Below are 17149 nucleotides of genomic sequence, written 5' to 3'. Positions count from 1 at the left end.
CCTCAGGGGCGGAGCCGCGTGGCGTGGTCGCGGGCGAAGTCGGCGAACGACGTGGCGGGGCGGCCCATGACGCTCTCGAAGTCGGGGGTCGTATAGTCGCCCCAGCCGCGTGCGTAGGCGGTGAAGTATTCCGTGGTGACCTGGGCGTCCCATTCGGGCAGCCCGACCTCGCGCAGCGTGCGATAGGCGTCGTCCAGGGTGAGCCGCTGGTAGGAGATCGGCGTGCCGTACACCTGCGACAGGTCCTGCGCGGCCGTCTCCAGGGAGATGCTGGCCGGGCCCGTGATCGTGTAGGTGGCGCCCCTGTGCCGCTCGGGAGCGCGCAGCACCTCGGCCGCGAAGTCGCCGATGTCGCGCACGTCCACCATGCCGACCCTGCCCTCGCCCAGCGCGCCGTAGAGGGCCTCGCCATTGACCGAGCCGAACAGGTTCTGCATGAAGAAGGCCGGGCGCAGCACGGTCCAGCCGAGGCCCGAGGCGGCCAGCTCCACGTCCGACAGGGCGTGCAGGCGGCCGTTGCGCGTCGGCGCGTCGTGCGCGGCGCCGATGGCCGACATCCGCACCACGTGGCTCACGCCCGCCTTCCGCGCCGCCCAGACGGCGTTCATGCTGCGGTACGGCGCCTGCGGGCCCATCGCGGTCAGCAGCCACAACGTCTTGACGCCCCGCAGCGCCTCGTCGAGCGAGGCCGGGTCGTCGAGGTCGCCCACCGCCACCTCCACGCCACTCGGCGCCTTGGCCGGGTCGCGCACCAGCACCCGCACGTCCGCGGTGCCGGCCAGGGAGCGCAGGACGGCGCTCGACACGGTGCCGGTCGCACCCGTGATCAGAACGGTCATGAGAGGTTCCTCCTCAGCGAGAAACGTGATCGCCGGTCAGGCCGGAGGGTTCCGGTCTGTGCTGCTTCGACCATATAGTAAGAACTAGTGACTATCAAGATTAGTGACTAACTGAGGAGAGTGTGGTGCGCAGGAGCGAACGCAAGCAGGAGGATCCGGATCTGGGCGTCCTGTCCAGCCGGACGCTCTTCAGCCTGCAGAAGGAGCTGTTCACCCGGCTGGGCGAGCAGGGGCACCCCGACCTGCGGCCCCGGCACGGCGCGGTGCTGGCCTACCTGGACGCCGAGGGCAGCAGGGCCACGGACCTCGCCGCGCAGTCGGGCCAGCACAAGCAGGTCATCGGCACGCTGGTGGACGAGCTGGTGGCGCTCGGCTACGTGGAGCGGCAGCCCGACCCGGCGGACCGGCGGGCCAAGCTGATCGTGCCCACCGAGAAGGGGCGTGACCACATGGTCAGGTCGGACGCCATCCTCGCCGAGATGGAGGCGGAGCACGCCAAGGCGGTCGGCGAGGAGGCGTACGCGGAGTTCAAGCGGGTGTTCCGGCTGGTCGCCGAGCGCCAGACGAGCGCGCGGAAACCCGGCGCGCCCGCCTGAACACCGGGCCCGGTCCTGACGGATGACCGCGGGCCCGGCCATGGCGGCAGGCCTCATGGCCCTGCGGCCGAACCCGCACGCGGCCCTCGCGGCCGCCACGGCGGGGCGGGGCGGGGCGGCTAGCTCTGGCGCAGGGACATGACCAGGTAGCGGAAGGCCGGCTGGGCGTCGCCGGGGATGTCCTGGATCAGGGCGGGCCTGGTGGGCGACTCCATGTTGATGCGGGCCAGCTCGCTCTCGATGCCCGTCAGGCCGTCGAGCAGGAACTGCGACTGGAAGGCGATCTGGATGTCGTCGCCGCGCAGCTCGCACGGGACCACCTCGGCGCCGCGGCCGATGTCGCTTCCGCCCGCCTGGATCAGCACCTGCCCCTGGCTGAACGACAGCCGGATCGCGGTGTTGCGCTCGGCCACCAGGGCCACGCGCTTGATGGCGTTGACGAACGGCGCCACCGCCACGTCGGCCCTGATCGACCAGTCGGAGGTCAGCCGGGCGCGGTAGTCGATGAACTGCTCGTCGAGCAGGCGCACGGTCGTGCTGCGCCCCACGCTCTCGAAGCCGGCCACCCCGTCGCCCATCGCGACCGAGACCTCGCCGCCACGCAGCGACTTGGCCACCTCGACCAGCACCTTCGCGGGCACCATGGCGGAGACGGCGACGTCGGGGCCGGCCGGGCGCCAGGTGAAGTCGCGGGCGGCGATGCGGTAGCGGTCGGTCGCCGCCATGGCCACCGAGTCGCCCTCGATGTCGACCCTGATGCCGGTGAGCATGGGCAGCGTGTCGTCGCGGCTGGCGGCCGGCGCCACCTGGGAGACGGCGGAGGCGAACACGCCGCCGCCGATGGCGCCGATGCTCGGCGGCATGGTGGGCAGGGTCGGGAAGTCCTCGACCGGCATGGTGATCAGCCCGAACTCGGCGCTTCCGCAGGTCAGCACCGCCTCCTGCCCCTCGGTGACGATCTCGACGTCGTCGGCGGGCAGGCTCCGGCTGATCTCGGCCAGCAGGCGGCCGGGGATCAGCACCCGGCCCTCCTCGGCCACGTCGGCGTCGATCGCGGCCCGCGCGGAGACGTCGTAGTCGAACGCGGACAGGGTGAGCTCTTCACCCGCCTCCAGTAGCAGCCCGGAAAGAACGGGCACCACGGGGCGGCTGGGCAGAATTCGGGCAGCCCATGCCACCGCGTCTGCCAGAACGTCGCGGTTAACCCGGATTTTCACCTGATACCACCTCTTCGTCGCGCCGTGCCTCTATGAAAATAGCCGCTGCGACCGACAACTCTGGGCGGTTCCGCGCAGGGCTCAGCGGCTGCCGGGACAGGGGCGACCGGTGTGACCAGCGAGGCGAACCAGATCCGGGCTACTGACGGGTAGGCCAGCGCCTCCCACCGGGCGGGGGCGACGGCTCCCACCGGACAGGCCGACGGCTCCCACCGGACAGGCCGACGGCTCCCACCAGGCGGGGCGGCGGCAGCCGGCGGGTGGCGGTCAGCGGCTGTTGAGGTAGGCGAGGACGGCCAGGACGCGGCGGTTGTCGTCGTCGGAGGGGGCCAGGCCGAGCTTGGCGAAGATGGAGGCGGTGTGCTTGGCGACCGCGCTCTCGCTCAGATAGAGCCGCTGGGAGATGGCCGCGTTGGAGCGCCCCTCCGCCATGGCCTCCAGCACCTCCCGCTCGCGCGGCGTGAGCGCGGCCAGCGGCTCGTGCCGGGAGTTCCTGGCCAGCAGCTTGGCGATGACCTCCGGGTCCATGGCGGTGCCGCCCGCGGCGACCCGGCGTACGGCGTCGATGAACTGGTCGGCGTTGAAGACCCGGTCCTTGAGCAGGTAGCCGATGCCGCCCGAGCCGTCGGCCAGCAGCTCGCGGGCGTAGAGCTGCTCGACGTGCTGGGACAGCACGAGGACCGGCAGCCCGGGAAGCTGCTTGCGGGCCGCGAGGGCGGCCTGCAGGCCCTCGTCGGTCAGCGTGGGCGGCAGCCGCACGTCCACGATGGAGACGTCGGGGCGCAGCTCCAGCAGGCCCTTCAGCAGCTCGGGGCCGCTCTCCACGGCCGCCACGACCGTGAAGCCGTGGGCCTGGAGCAGGTGGACCAGGCCGTCTCTGAGCAGGTAGAGGTCTTCGGCGATGAGGACGCGGTTCATGAGCACCGGAGGTTCGTCGGGACCCCGCCGCTCATGCGGATCCGGCGGTCGTGGTTGACGGGGATGCGGTGGGCCACGGCGTACATGGTGGCGCCGAGCACGATCATGCCGATGATGGCGGGCCACTGCCAGGGGCCGGGCAGGTGCAGGGGGAGGAACCAGCCCGGCTTCTCGATCTGGAAGATCTTGAAGATGGCGGCCACGATGCCCTGCGGGAAGGTGGGGCACCAGGCCGTGCCCCACAGGAGCACGACCACGACGATCTTCCAGTGGGGCATCGCGTCCGCCTGCTTGCGGGGCAGCACCCCGGGCAGGTCCATGGTCACGGTCGTCGGCCCGCCCGGCGGGCTGTTCAGCGCGAGCACGCCGTCGAAGGCGGCCAGCCGGCGCTCGATCCCGGTCAGGCCGCTGCCCTTGGCCGGGTCGGCGCCGCCGAGACCGTCGTCGGTGACCGTGACGCGCAGGCCGGTGCCGTGGTGGCTGATGTCCACGGCCGCCGTGCGGGCGTCGCCGTGCCGGGCGGCGTTGGCGAGCAGCTCGCTGACCGCGAAGTAGACCGCGGCCTCCACCGGAGACTCGGGCCGGTCCGGCAGGTCGACGGTGACGGTGACCTGCAAGGGGCTGTCCATCGCCAGCGCGCGCACGGCGTCGGCGAGGCCGCGTTCGGCCAGCACCGGCGGGTGGATGCCGCGGATGACCCGGCGCAGCTCCGTGAGCGTCTCGGAGGAGGCGTCCCTGGCCTTGGCCAGCAGCGCCTTGGCCGCCCTGGTGTCGGTGTCGATGAGCTGCTCGGCCGCGCCCAGCGTCATGCCGATCGCGACGAGCCTGGCCTGGGTGCCGTCGTGCAGGTCGCGCTCGATCCTGCGCATCTCGGCCGCCTGGGAGTCGGCGGCGAGGTGGCGGGTGCGCCGCAGGTGGCTCACCTGGCCGGCCAGGCGGCTGGCGGCGGTCGCGCCGAGCAGCAGCTCGCACCACTGCGCGTACATGCGCAGGGCCCGCGCGGGGATCACCGCGAACAGCGGCAGCATCAGCACCTTGACCACCGGGTCGAGCGCCAGCCAGACGTCGTCGCGCCAGGTGGCCGGGTCGCTGACCATCCACTTCCACCGGTTGTTCCAGGCCGGCACGCGGGGGGTCTTGTAGAGCGTGCGCTCGGAGCGGTACATCCCGTCGGCCTGCGGCACCGGGGGCGGCGGCTCGGGCAGGTACGGCCGCTCGATGTCGACCTCCGTCCACTCGCGCAGCAGCCGCCGGTGCAGCTCGGCGAACCTCCTGACCATGCGCACCTGCGGCGGGAGCAGCACGACCACGCCCAGCGCGAACGTCAGCACCAGCATGAGGAGGGCCAGGACGATCAGGGGGAGCTGGACGAGGATGAGCGCGAGCAGAGTCGCGACCTGACCGAACCTGTGAAGCATGCTCTCAGTCTGCGGCATGGGGGCGGAGCCGGTCACTGCACCTAGGTACACCCTTGCCGGGCATTCAGCCGGATTCTCCGCAGATCACGGGGTCCCTAGCGTCTGAGACATGAAAATCATCGAAGTCAGGAACCTGCGCAAGCAGTACCCGAACCACCTGGCGGTCGAGGATGTCTCGTTCGAGGTGGCGGAGGGCGAGATCTTCGGCATCCTCGGGCCGAACGGCGCCGGCAAGACCACCACCGTGGAGTGCGTGGCGGGGTTGCGCCGGAGGGACGGCGGCACCGTACGGGTGGCCGGGCTGGACCCGCTGCGTGACCGGGACGAGCTGCGCCGGGTGCTGGGCATGCAGTTGCAGAGCGCCGCGCTGCCGGAGCAGATCAGGGTGTGGGAGGCCATGGACCTGTACGCCTCCTTCTACCCCGACCCGGCGGACTGGGCGGAGCTGCTGGAGCGCGTCGGCCTGGCCGGCAAGCGTGACGCCGCGTTCAAGCAGCTGTCCGGCGGGCAGCGGCAGCGGTTGTCCGTGGCGCTGGCGCTGGTCGGCCGGCCGCGCGTGGCGGTGCTGGACGAATTGACCACCGGCCTCGACCCGCAGGCCCGCAGGGACACGTGGGAGCTGGTCGAGAAGGTGCGCGAGTCGGGGGTGACGATCGTGCTCGTCACCCACTTCATGGAGGAGGCCGAGCGCCTCTGCGACCGCCTCGCGCTCATCGACGCGGGCAAGGTCGTCGCGACCGACACGCCCGCCGGGTTCATCGCCCAGGCGGGCGGGGAGCAGCGCGTACGGTTCCGGCCCACCGCGCCCGTCGCCGACTCCGTGCTGCTGGCCCTGCCCGAGGTGCGGACGGTCACCAGGAGCGGTGACCACATCGAGGTCACCGGCTCGGGCAACCTCGCCCCCGCCGTCACGCTGGCCCTGGCCGACCACCAGGTCGTGCCCGCCGACCTGCGCATCGAGCAGGCCACCCTCGACGACGCGTTCGTCGCGCTGACCGGAAGGAAGCTGTCGTGAAGCTGCTCATCGTGGAGACCAAGCTGCACCTGCGGGAATGGCCGTCCCTGCTGTTCACCGTCGTGCTGCCCCTCGGGCTCCTGGTCGTGCTGGGGGTCAGCATCCCCGGCATGACAAAGGCGGACGAGAACGGCGTGCGGATGATCGACACGCAGATGCCGAGCGTCATGGTGCTGCTCGCGCTGCTGACCCTGTCGTGCACCGTGCTGCCGGGGGCGCTGGCCACGTACCGCCAGCAGGGGGTGCTGCGGCGGATGTCCACCACGCCGGTCAGCCCGGTGCGGGTGCTGGGCGTGCAGCTCCTGATCAACGTGGCCGTCGGGGCCGTGTCGACCGCGCTGCTGATCCTGGCCGGCCGGCTGATGTTCGACGCCGCGCCGCCGCGGCAGTGGGCCGGCTTCCTGCTCGTCTTCCTGCTCGGCACCGCCGCGCTGATGGCGCTCGGGCTGGTGATCGCCGCCCTGGCGCCCAGCGCCAAGGCCGCGCCCGGGATCGGGTCTGCGGTGATGTTCCCGCTGATGTTCCTGGGCGGGGTGTGGGTGCCGCGCGACATCATGCCGGAGCCGGTGCGGATGGTCAGCGACTTCTCGGTGGCCGGGCCGTTCGCCCAGGCGCTCAAGGACACCTGGGCGGGTCAGCCACCGCAGGTCATGCACCTGGTGGTGATGGCCGCGGGGCTGGCCGTGCTCGGCGGGCTGGCCGTGCGGTTCTTCCGGTGGGAGTGAGCCGCGCGGTCGCCCGGACGGGGGTGAGCCGCCCGTCCTTCGGACCCACCGCCGCGGGGGCGCGGAGGGAGGCGTCAGCGCCCGGCCCACACCGGGCGCGCGCCTGTGACGTTGGTCATCAGGGAGTAGAGCGAGGAGGAGGCGGTGATGAACATGCGGTTGCGCTTGAGCCCGCCGAACACCAGGTTGGCGGTGGACTCGGGCAGCCTGAGCCGGCCGATGAGCGTGCCGTCGGGGTCGTGGCAGAGCACCGCCTTGCCGGCCGCCGCCCAGACGCGGCCGGTGTCGTCGAGCCGCAGGCCGTCGAAGCCGTCGTCCGGGCCGCCCGCGGCGAAGACCTCCCCGCCGCCCAGCGTGCCGTCGTCGCGCACCTCGAACACCCGCACGTGCCTGGCCTTGGTGTCGGCGACGTAGAGCCGCCGCTCGTCGAGCGAGAAGGCCAGGCCGTTGGGCCGGGCGAAGTCGTCGGCCACGATCCGCACCTCGCCCGTCACCGGGTCGGCCCGGTAGACGTGGCAGCCGTCGATCTCCGGCTCGGCGGCCACGCCCTCGTAGTTGCTGAGGATCCCGTACGGCGGGTCGGTGAACCAGATCGAGCCGTCGGAGCGCACCACCACGTCGTTCGGGCTGTTGAACCGCTTGCCCTGCCACCGGTCGGCGATCACCGTGATCGAGCCGTCGTGCTCGGTGCGGGTGACGCGGCGCGCGCCCTGCTCGCAGGAGATCAGCCGGCCCTCGCGGTCGAGGGTGTTGCCGTTGGTGTAGCCGGACGGCTGCCGGAACGGGCCCACCGCGCCGGTCATCTCGTCCCAGCGCAACATGCGCTCGTTGGGGATGTCGCTCCAGACCAGGAAGCGGCCGGCCGGGAAGTAGACCGGGCCCTCCGCCCAGCGGGTGCCGGTGTACAGGATCTCGACCCGGTCGTCTCCGCCGATCCCGGCGGCCCGCTCGTCGAGCACCTCGAACTCGGTGGGAATCGTGTTCGTCATGGCGACCACCATACGATGTTCGGTCGCTGCCTGATATCGCAAGATACTATTCGGTTGTGGATGAAATCGACAGGAAGCTGATCGGCCTGCTGCAGGAGGACGCGACCCGGTCGTACGCGACGCTCGGGGCGGAGGTGGGGCTGTCGGGCGGGGCGGCGCACGAGCGGGTGCGCAAGCTGCGCGAGCGCGGCGTGATCCGGCGCACCACGATCGAGGTGGACCAGGCGGCGCTCGGGCGGGCGGTGACGGCGTACGTGCTGGTCGACGGGGGGACGTGGATGGGCGACAGCGGGCGGGCGCTGGCGGCGATCCCGGAGGTGGAGGAGGCCCACGTCATCGCGGGGCCCGCGTCGGTGCTGCTGAAGGTGCGCACGTCCGGCACGACCGAGCTCCAGGACGTGCTGCGCCGCCTCTTCCAGGTGGACGGCGTGACCGGGACGCAGACGGTGGTCGTGCTGGAGACCTTCTTCGAGCGGACCCTCACCTGAATGCCGGGGACACGCTCCGGACCGGCCCTCAAGTAATCTCTAGGTATGACCAAGGTCGCGTGGAACAGCAAGGAGCTGACGGTGGGTCAGCTCGCCGAGCGCAGCGGCGTCGCCGTCTCCGCCCTGCACTTCTACGAGGCCAAGGGCCTCATCACCAGCCGGCGCACGGCCGGCAACCAGCGCCGCTATCCCCGTGACAGCCTGCGCAGGGTCGCCTTCATCAGGCTCGCGCAGCGCATCGGCATCCCGCTGAAGGTCATCAAGGACGCCCTGGACGAGCTGCCGGACGAGCGCACGCCGAACCGCGCCGACTGGGCGCGGCTGTCTGCGGCCTGGCGCGGCGAGCTGGACGACCGGATCGAGCAGCTCCAGCGGTTGCGCGACGATCTGACCGACTGCATCGGGTGCGGCTGCCTGTCGCTGGACCGGTGCCCGGTGGCCAACCCGTACGACCGGCTGGGCGAGGAGGGGCCGGGCGCGCGGCGCATCGACACCCGGCTCTGCCCGCCCCACTCCCAAGCCCAGCCCCAGCCGTGCTGCTCCCCCGCGCCCGCGTAGCCGGCGAGCGGGCGCTGGTGTGGTCGGCGGGCGCTCGCGGAGGCGGGGGCGCGCGCGGAGGCGGGGGGCGGCCTGGACGGCCCTACGCCTTCTTGGCCGGCGGGACGATCAGGGTCGGGCGGTGGGCGTGGTGCAGCACGTGGTTGGAGACGCTGCCCAGCAGCACCGACCGGACGCCGGCCAGGCCGCGCGAGCCCGTGACGATCAGCGAGGCGTCGATCTCGTCGGCCACGTCCACGATCGTCTTCCAGATCGACTCGTTGTCGGCCACCGCCCGGTAGGTCACGTCGGAGAGCCCGGCGGCGGCCGCCAGCTCGGCGCCCTCCTTGGCGTGCTGCTCGGCCTGGGCCTGCGCCTCGTCCTCGGTGTCCGGGTCGATCGCGCCGGCGGCCAGCGGATATTTCTTGAGCTGGACGAGCAGCGGCTCCCACACCGTGACGACGACCGTCGGCTCGGCGGTGAGGTGCTTGGCGGCGAACTCGATGGCGGCCCGCGAGTCGGCGGAGCCGTCGTAGGCGACGAGGATGGTCATGGCGTTCTTCCCTTCGCTTCCTTCACTCCGTAGAGCACCGGGGTGATCAGGCGGATTCCTGGCCGCGCTGTCTCGTGTGTCACACCCGCTTCAGCCCAGGTCGGGGTCGGCGAGCTGGGCGCGGCTGGCCGCGTTCAGGCTTGGGAAGGCCCGGCGACCGCCTCCTCCGGCGCGTCCCAGGGCCGCCGTGGCCCCGGGACGGCAGAGGACGCCAATGCAGGACGCCAATGCAGGACGCCAATGCAGGACGTCGACGGAGGATGCCAGTGGAAGGTGCCGGTGGAGGACGCCAGTTGAGAGCGGCGGTGGAGGGCGCCGGCGGGTGGCCAGGCCGGTCGGCGCCTCGTGTCCCCTCCGCCCGGGGCGGCTACTCGGCGTAGGGCTGGTCCGTGCCGTGGGGGCTGTAGCCGAGGCTCCAGATGTAGCCTTCCGGGTCGGCGAAGGTGCCGCCGTACCCGCCCCAGGGCAGGGCGCCGGCGGGCTTGAGGATCGTGGCGCCGGCCTTCTCGGCCTCCGCCATGATCTCGTCCACCCGCGCCTCGGTGCGGACGACGTAGGTGAGGACGAGGCCGCTGAAGCCGCTGCCCTCCGCGCTGGTGCCGACCTGATCGGCCAGGCCCTCGCGGCCGTAGAAGCCGACGGGCGAGGCCCCGTCCGACGCGAAGAACACCGAGATGCCGTAGTCGTCCTTGATCTTCCAGCCGAGGCCCTCGGTGTAGAACCGCTTGGCCCGGTCGAGGTCACGGACGCCGAGAAGAATAGCGCTGACGTGTGCTTTCATGACTTGCCTCCTGTGTGCTCGCGGGATGCCGCACATGACGCACACGCTATTGACGCCCCCGTGCCCGGCGCTTCTTGATTCGTGACCGGTTCGCACCTCACGGGGCTTTCGCCCCCCGCAGACCGGGCCTCGGTGCCGGGCCGGGTCACCTCAGCCCTGAGCCGGTGACCTCACCCCTGAGCCGGTCACCTCAGCCCTGAGCCGGTCACCTCAGCCCTGAGCCGGTCACCTCAGCCCTGAGCCGGTCACCTCAGTGCTGGGCCATGTCCACGAAGCGGCTGTAGTGGCCCTGGAACGCCACCGTGACCGTGGCCGTGGGGCCGTTACGGTGCTTGGCCACGATCAGGTCGGCCTCGCCCGCCCTGGGCGACTCCGGCTCGTACGCGTCCTCCCGGTGCAGCAGGATGACCATGTCGGCGTCCTGCTCGATCGAGTTGTGCAGGCTGATGCCGTTGGCGACGAAGTTGTGCGTGCCGAGCACGGTCGCGTCGTAGACCGGCTGTTCTCCCAGCGGCTCGATCTCGGCGATCTCGTCCCAGAAGACGTCGTTGGTCGCCAGCAGTTCGAGGTCGGAGTCGTCGAGGACGGACGCCAGCCTGCCCAGCCGCTCCCGGTCGGGGGCGTCCTCCACGAGGGTGGCGACACCGGACGCCACGGCGGTCATGCCGCCGGAGCCCGTGGCGGCCGGATCGGCGGCTGCCCTGGCGAGCGCCCGCCGGCCCGCCTCCCCCCGGCCCGGGTCCCGATCGAACGGCTCCCGATCGTGCGGCTCCGCTCCAAGCGGCTCCCGGTCGAACGGCTCCCGATCGTGCGGCTCCCGTTCAAGCGGCTCCCGGTCGTGCGACTCCCGTCCGAGCAGGGCCGCCTTGAGGCGGGACCAGACCTCCTGCGGCACGGTGTCGACGTGGGTCTCGCGGGTCGCCTCGCGCAGCCGGTCGGCGCACTCCCGCGCCGCCGCCTCCCCGGCCCCGTGCAGGCCGATCTCGTCGAGGAAGCGCAGCTGGTCGGAGGGCTCCTCGACGCGCAGCTCGTGGCGACCCGCACCGGCCGGGGTGACGCCGGTCATGACGTTGAAGCGCAGCAGCAGCCGGGCCACGTCGTCCACCAGGCGGCGGCCCGCCGGAGCGCAGTGGACGCGCGCCCGGCCGGCCGCCGCGTCCCACCGGACGCCGCCGATCACCGTCCACAGGTGGCGCAGGAACAGCGCGGCCTGCCGTTTCGGCAGCGAGAACAGCCACTCGGGCAGGGAGTCCGGGCCGCCGTCGCCGATCAGCCGCGCGAGCCGGATCAGCTCGGAGTCGTCGCGTGCGGCCAGGCCGAGCGGCGCGGGCACGTGGCGCGGCACGGCGACCCTGGCGCCCGCGCCGAGACCCTCCAGCGCCCGCCAGCCGTCGTAGGTGAGGAAGGGGTGGTTGGCCGTGGCCTCCACCTCGCGCCCGGAGCGCAGGCGCACCTGGTAGACCGGCTTCACGCCGCTGGGGAAGACGTGGGTCATCGTCCGGGGGACGAGCCTGAGCCGGTCGTCGAGCGACCAGACGGGAATGTCGCGCGCCCCGGACTCCAGCAGCTCGCCCAGCGACACCTCCGCCCCCGTGTCGGCCCGCAGGATCCGGGTGGCGGCCGTCAGGCAGCCGGACTCGCGCAGGTCGCTGACCTGGGGCCGCTTGTCGGTGCGCTGCTCGGGACCGCGGTTGAGCTGCGAGATCGCGATGACCGGGACCTCCAGCTCCTTGGCCAGCAGCTTGATGGCACGGGAGATCTCCGAGACTTCGTTCTGGCGGCTCTCGGTCTTCTTCGGCGAGCTCATGAGCTGGAGGTAGTCGATGACGACGAACCTGAGGTCGTTGCGCTGCTTGAGCCGCCGGCACTTGGCCCGGATCTCCATCATCGACATGTTGGGCGAGTCGTCGATGAACAGCGGCGCCTCGGCGACCTCGCTCATGCGGCGGGCCAGCCGGGTCCAGTCGTCGTCGCTCATGGAGCCCGAGCGCATGTGGTGCAGCGCGACGCGGGCCTCGGCGGACAGCAGGCGCATGGTGATCTCGTTGCGGGACATCTCCAGGGAGAAGATGACCGTGGTCATGCCATGCTTGATCGCCGCGGAACGGGCGAAGTCGAGCCCCAGGGTGCTGTTGTGGGTGGGAATCCACGTCGGCCCCGCGAGGTACAGGTGGTCGGCGTTGTCCACCTCCACGCACCGCACCGGCACGGACGTCACCGGCCGGACGTCGACGATGTCGCGGCGGGTCGCCTCGGGGAGCACGCCGGTCTTCAGCCGGGCGTTCTTCCGGCTCAGCCGGAACACCTTGTCGGGGGGCGTGAACGCGACCACGTGACGCGCCGGGCCGCCCTCGGCCCGCCCCCGCGCCGGCTCGGACGTCAAGGACGCCGTGTATCCCAGGCTCAAGACCAGCTCCCGGACGCCCTCCGCCAGGCGGCGGTCCGGCACGGCGAACCGGACCGTGCCGGTGGCGTCGGCGTGACCGCCGGTGTCGAGCAGGCCCGCCAGCAGCGCCCTGCGCTGCTCCTCGGACGCGCGCAGGTAGCCGGCCGGGATGTGCCGGTCGCCGAGCACACCGAGCTCGCCCAGCAGCGCCGGCATGGCGCCGTCGTCCACAGGGAGACCTTCGGCGGCCACCTGCCCGGCGATCTCCGGATCCGCGGCGGCGAACCGGGGCTCACCGGAGTCGCCGTCGCCGTCGCCGTCGCCGTCGCCGTCGCCGTCGCCGAGCCAGACGCCCAGCGCGTAGGGAGGGATCGGCAGGTCGCGGTCGGGCATCCGCAGCGGGCGGGCGTTGCCGACGGTATGGTCGAGCCGCCCGTCCCCGCCGTCGCGGCGCAGCGTGGCGGCGATCTCCTCCGTCGTGCGCACCCGCGCGGAGGCCCGCCGTTCGGAACCCGGCGCCACCTGCTCGGGGCCCGAAGCGGCACGCTCGGGACCCCACGCCGCCTGCTCGCCCGAGCGACGGGAGGCGCGCGTGTCGGTGCGCCACTGGTGCCGGGCATCGGCCACGATCACCGTGCCGTCGCTGAACTCCACCTCGTAACACGGGCGTCCGTGCATGACGTCGGTGGCCGCCACCACGCGCGTGGGCCTGCCGTCGGCGCCGATCAGGTGGTCGCCGACCCGCACCTCGCCCATGGTGGTCCAGCCCGTGGGGGTGGGCAGTGGCGTGTCGAGCGCGAGCGCCTTGCCGATCGCGGGCCGGGCGGCGACCACGATCATCTGGCCCGGGTGCAGGCCGTTGGTGAGCTGGTCGAGGTCGGCGAAGCCGGTCGGCACGCCCACCATCTGGCCGCCGCGGCTGCCGATCGCCTCGAGCTCGTCGAGGGCGCCGGGCATGATGTCGGCCAGCGGCGCGTAGTCCTCGGAGGTGCGCCGCTCGGTGACCTGGTAGATCTCCGCCTGGGCGCGGTCGACGAGGTCGTCGACCTCTTCGTTCTGGCCGCCGTAGCCGAAGGAGACGATGCGGGTGCCGGCCTCGATGAGGCGGCGCAGGATGGCCTGCTCACGGACGATCTTGGCGTAGTAGCCCGCGTTGGCGGCCGTGGGGACGACCGCGGTGAGGGTGTGGAGGTAGGCGGCGCCGCCCACCCTGGCCATCTCGCCGCGCTTCTGCAGCTCGTCGAAGACGGTGACCGCGTCGGCGGGCTCGCCCCTGCCGTAGAGGTCGGTGATGACGTCGTAGACCATCTGGTGGGCCGGGCGGTAGAAGTCGTCGGAGCGCAGGATCTCGACGACGTCGGCGATGGCGTCTTTGGACAGCAGCATGCCGCCCAGCACCGACTGCTCCGCCTCGATGTTGTTGGGCGGTGTGCGCTCGAAACCTGGACCTGCGCCGGCCTCTTCGTCAATGCTCACCGCGCCCCCTCGAACAACTTGCAGGCGGTCGCACCACCCCCACTTGTAGTCGACCGGTGTGACAGTTTCGCGGAGTCTCGGGCAGTCGGCAACGTGGCCTGTGGAAAACCCTGTGGTCAAGCTGTGTACGAACCCGCCAAGGGTGTGAACGGCCTGTGGACGGTGCTGGGGATAACTCTTGCGGATATCCACCGAAGAGGCCCTGACCAGGGCGAACAGTGTCCACCGGCTGTGGAGGAAAGAAAGTTACCGCGACACGCCAGGTAAGGTCCATAATGGACAAATGCCCATTACATCCAGAGACAGGGAGATTCTGCGGCTCGCCGTGCCGGCGTTCGGAGCGCTGGTGGCCGAGCCGCTGTTCCTGCTCGCCGACTACGCCATCGTGGGCCACGCCCTCGGCACCACGGCGGTGGGCGCTCTGGGCGTGGCGGGCATGGTCCTGACCACGCTGGTGAACCTCTGCGTCTTCCTCGCCTACGGCACCACCGCGTCGGTGGCGCGGCAGTCGGGGGCGGGCGAGCACGCGCGGGCCATGCGCGGCGGCGTGGACGGCATCTGGCTGGCCCTGGCCCTCGGCGCCGTCCTGATCGCGGCGGGCTGGCCGCTGGCGCCGTCGGTCGTGGAGTGGTTCGGGGCGACGGGCACGCAGGCCGCGCAGGCGGTCACGTACCTGCGGATCAGCCTGCTCGGCACGCCCGGGATGCTGGTCGTGCTGGCCGGCACCGGCGTGCTGCGCGGGCTGCAGGACACGGTGACGCCGCTGGCGGTGGCCGTGGGGTCGTTCGCGCTGAACGGCCTGCTCAACGCCTGGTTCGTGCTGGGGCTGGAGTGGGGCATCGCGGGGTCGGCCTGGGGGACGGTGCTGGCCCAGACGGCGGGAGCCGCGGTCTACCTCGTGGTGGTGGCGCGGGGCGCGCTCCGGCTCGGCACGCCGCTGACGCCCTCGGCCGCGGGGATCAGGCAGGCGGGCACGGCCGGGTTCGCGTTGTTCGTGCGTACGGCGTGCCTGCGGATCGTGATGCTGACGGCCACCGTCATCGCCACCAGGATGGGCGAGGCGGAGCTGGCCTCGTACGCGCTGGCCACGCAGGTGTGGACGCTGCTCGCCTACGCGCTCGACGCCATCGCCATCGCGGGCCAGGCCATCACCGGGCGCTCGCTCGGGGCCGGCGATGTCGCCGCCACCAGGGCCGCGACCCGGCGGATGGTGCAGTGGGGCGTCTGGTCGGGAGCCGCGCTCGCGCTGCTCGTGGTGGCGGCCAGGCCGTTGCTGCCGGGGCTGTTCGACGCCGATCCCCGGGTCGCCGCGCTGCTGCTCGACCTGCTGTGGCCGGTCGCGCTCTTCCAGCCGGTGTGCGGGGTGGTCTTCGTGCTCGACGGCGTGCTGATCGGCGCCGGCGACCAGCGCTATCTGGCCTGGGCCGGGGTGTGGACGACGCTGGCGTACCTGCCCGCCGCGCTGCTCGCGTCGGGGTTCGGGGTGGTCGCCCTCTGGTGCGCGCTGGGCGTGTGGATGGTGGCCCGCCTCATCACCCTGGTACGCCGCGCGGCCGGCACCGCCTGGCTGGTGACCGGTACGTAACGACCGGCCGCGCGCCCCCGCCGAACGCCGCACACCCGTGACCCTCTTGTGCTTGCTGTTGTCCAAGGGGTGAGACATTGTGGGCGAGTTCCCTGAGCGGGGTGTTCCTTGTCTACGATTCTGCGCAAGTTACCGCCCGCCGAGGCGATCGGCCTGCGTACCGGCGCCCGGCACAGCCTGACCGAGCTCTACCGCCCGGCCGACCTGGTCGTGCTCGGGCTCGGCGTGATGATCGGCGCGGGCATCTTCAGCATCGCCGGCGAGCAGGCCGCCACCACGGCCGGCACCGGCGTGATCCTCTCGTTCATGATCGCCGGCATCGCGTGCCTGCTCGCCTGCCTCTGCTACGCCGAGCTGTCCTCGACCATGCCGACCTCGGGCAGCGCCTACACCTTCACCTACGTCATCTTCGGCGAGGTCTGGGCGTGGATCATCGGCTGGGCGCTGATCCTGGAGCTGCAGTTCGCCGCCGCGGTGGTGGCCAGGGCCTGGGGCGCGATCACGGTCGGCGCGATCACCAACTTCGGCGTGCGCCTGCGCGACGAGGAGCTGGTGCAGGACGTGCTCGTGCTCATGATCCTGGTGCTGCTCACGGGCATCGTGGCGCTGGGCGCGCGGGTCGGCCTGCGGGCCCTGTGGATCATGGTGTCGGCCAAGCTGCTGGCCATCGGCGCGGTCATCGTGGTGGGCCTGGCGCACATCGACGTGGCCAACTTCGGCGACTTCGTCGTGCCGCCGAAGACGCTGGACACGGCGCCGGCCACCGTACTGGAGATCTTCATCGGGGAAAGCCAGGCGTTCGGCTGGTTCGGGATCTTCTCGGCGGCCTCGGCCATCGCGTTCGCCTACATCGGGTTCGACATCGTGGCCACCTCGGCCGAGGAGACCGTGAACGCCCCGAAGGCCGTGCCCAAGGGCATGATCCGCAGCCTGGTGATCGCCACCGTCATCTACCTCGCGGTGGCGCTGGTGATGGTGGGCATGGCGTCGTACACCCGGATCTCCGTGGCGACGCCGCTGGCCGGCGCCTTCCGCGCGGCCGGCGTGGACTGGATGGTGCACGTCATCGACGTGGGCGCGGTGCTCGGGCTGACCACGGTGATCCTGGTGCTGATCGTGGGGCAGACGCGGGTGCTGTTCTCGATGGCGCGCGACGGGCTCATCCCCCGCGGCCTGGCCTCGGTCAGCCGCCGCTACCACACGCCCACCCGGGTGACGCTGGTGATCGGGCTGGTGGCGATCGTGCTGGCCGAGTTCGTGCCGGTGCTGACGATGCAGCAGCTCGTGGTGATCGGCACGCTGTTCGCGTTCGCGTTCGTGGCGGCCGGGGTGATCGTGATGCGGCGGCGCATGCCGCACCTGGAGCGCGGGTTCCGGGTGCCGCTCTCGCCGCTGCTGCCCGCCCTGTCGCTGGTGGCCACGCTCTGGCTGATGGTGAACCTGCGCGTGCTGACCTGGGCCTGGTTCGCCCTGTGGATGGCCTTCGGCCTGGTCGTCTACCTCCTGTACGGCCGCCGCCACAGCCTCCTGGCCCGCCCCGCCACCCCCGACCGCCCCACCCACGGCCGCCACCGCCGCTGACCCGCCCCCAGGGCATGGACGTCGGCCGCGTCCGGCCCCGGTCGC

Annotated in this window: 15 protein-coding genes; 7 read left to right on the top strand and 8 right to left on the bottom strand. The window is 72.0% G+C overall.

Annotation, left to right across the window (positions count from 1 at the left end):
* Positions 1-2: 2 nt before the first annotated feature.
* The gene (locus IO39_RS02065; protein WP_043615020.1) at positions 3-839 is read right to left on the bottom strand and encodes an SDR family oxidoreductase; all 837 of its coding nucleotides are present in this window, start codon (positions 837-839) and stop codon (positions 3-5) included.
* A 125-nt stretch (positions 840-964) separates the two neighbouring features.
* Between IO39_RS02065 and IO39_RS02060 the strand changes: the two genes are divergently transcribed.
* Positions 965-1435 (top strand): MarR family winged helix-turn-helix transcriptional regulator, encoded by a 471-nt coding sequence (locus IO39_RS02060; protein WP_043615684.1) that lies wholly within the window; start codon positions 965-967, stop codon positions 1433-1435.
* Positions 1436-1554: 119 nt separating this feature from the next.
* Here the strand turns inward: IO39_RS02060 and dnaN are convergent, their stop codons facing one another.
* The 3 genes from dnaN to IO39_RS02045 form a co-directional block, all read right to left on the bottom strand.
* Positions 1555-2652: a DNA polymerase III subunit beta gene (dnaN, locus tag IO39_RS02055; protein ID WP_043615017.1), complete on the bottom strand. Its 1098-nt coding sequence runs from the start codon at positions 2650-2652 to the stop codon at positions 1555-1557.
* Positions 2653-2919: 267 nt separating this feature from the next.
* Positions 2920-3570: a response regulator transcription factor gene (locus tag IO39_RS02050; protein ID WP_043615014.1), complete on the bottom strand. Its 651-nt coding sequence runs from the start codon at positions 3568-3570 to the stop codon at positions 2920-2922.
* Positions 3567-4988, bottom strand: a complete 1422-nt coding sequence (locus IO39_RS02045) for a sensor histidine kinase (RefSeq protein ID WP_043615680.1) — start codon at positions 4986-4988, stop codon at positions 3567-3569. Before IO39_RS02045 ends, IO39_RS02050 begins: the two co-directional genes overlap by 4 nt.
* 109 nt (positions 4989-5097) lie before the next feature.
* On the opposite strand from IO39_RS02045, the gene IO39_RS02040 reads away from it, so the two are divergent.
* Positions 5098-6003 carry an ABC transporter ATP-binding protein gene (locus IO39_RS02040; RefSeq protein ID WP_043615012.1) on the top strand — a complete coding sequence of 302 codons (906 nt, stop codon included), beginning with the start codon at positions 5098-5100 and terminating at the stop codon, positions 6001-6003.
* Positions 6000-6728 (top strand): ABC transporter permease, encoded by a 729-nt coding sequence (locus tag IO39_RS02035; protein ID WP_043615009.1) that lies wholly within the window; start codon positions 6000-6002, stop codon positions 6726-6728. Before IO39_RS02040 ends, IO39_RS02035 begins: the two co-directional genes overlap by 4 nt.
* 74 nt (positions 6729-6802) lie before the next feature.
* On the opposite strand, the gene IO39_RS02030 is transcribed toward IO39_RS02035, so the two are convergent.
* Positions 6803-7717 carry an SMP-30/gluconolactonase/LRE family protein gene (locus IO39_RS02030; RefSeq protein WP_043615677.1) on the bottom strand — a complete coding sequence of 305 codons (915 nt, stop codon included), beginning with the start codon at positions 7715-7717 and terminating at the stop codon, positions 6803-6805.
* 56 nt (positions 7718-7773) lie between these two features.
* Here IO39_RS02030 and IO39_RS02025 point away from each other — a divergent pair, with 56 nt between their 5' ends.
* Positions 7774-8205, top strand: a complete 432-nt coding sequence (locus tag IO39_RS02025; protein WP_043615006.1) for an Lrp/AsnC family transcriptional regulator — start codon at positions 7774-7776, stop codon at positions 8203-8205.
* Between the two features lie 45 nt (positions 8206-8250).
* A complete protein-coding gene (gene soxR, locus IO39_RS02020) occupies positions 8251-8763 on the top strand; it encodes a redox-sensitive transcriptional activator SoxR (RefSeq protein WP_052422343.1) in 513 nt (170 codons plus the stop codon).
* Positions 8764-8845: 82 nt separating this feature from the next.
* On the opposite strand, the gene IO39_RS02015 is transcribed toward soxR, so the two are convergent.
* The 3 genes from IO39_RS02015 to dnaB all read right to left on the bottom strand — a co-directional run bounded on the left by IO39_RS02015 (position 8846) and on the right by dnaB (position 13938).
* Positions 8846-9295, bottom strand: coding sequence for a universal stress protein (locus tag IO39_RS02015; RefSeq protein WP_043615003.1), 450 nt, complete (start codon positions 9293-9295; stop codon positions 8846-8848).
* Positions 9296-9662: 367 nt separating this feature from the next.
* On the bottom strand, positions 9663-10076 hold the full coding sequence (locus IO39_RS02010) for a VOC family protein (RefSeq protein WP_043614999.1): 414 nt from the start codon (positions 10074-10076) through the stop codon (positions 9663-9665).
* 250 nt (positions 10077-10326) lie between these two features.
* Positions 10327-13938, bottom strand: a complete 3612-nt coding sequence (gene dnaB / locus IO39_RS02005; protein ID WP_043614996.1) for a replicative DNA helicase — start codon at positions 13936-13938, stop codon at positions 10327-10329.
* Between the two features lie 283 nt (positions 13939-14221).
* Between dnaB and IO39_RS02000 the strand changes: the two genes are divergently transcribed.
* Both IO39_RS02000 and IO39_RS01995 read left to right on the top strand, forming a co-directional pair.
* Positions 14222-15523, top strand: coding sequence for an MATE family efflux transporter (locus IO39_RS02000; RefSeq protein ID WP_043614992.1), 1302 nt, complete (start codon positions 14222-14224; stop codon positions 15521-15523).
* A 108-nt stretch (positions 15524-15631) separates the two neighbouring features.
* On the top strand, positions 15632-17104 hold the full coding sequence (locus IO39_RS01995) for an APC family permease (protein ID WP_245641769.1): 1473 nt from the start codon (positions 15632-15634) through the stop codon (positions 17102-17104).
* Positions 17105-17149 lie beyond the last annotated feature (45 nt).

The sequence above is a fragment of the Nonomuraea candida genome (assembly GCF_000725485.1).
Lineage (GTDB): Bacteria > Actinomycetota > Actinomycetes > Streptosporangiales > Streptosporangiaceae > Nonomuraea > Nonomuraea candida.
This window is presented reverse-complemented; position numbering and strand designations above follow the sequence as displayed.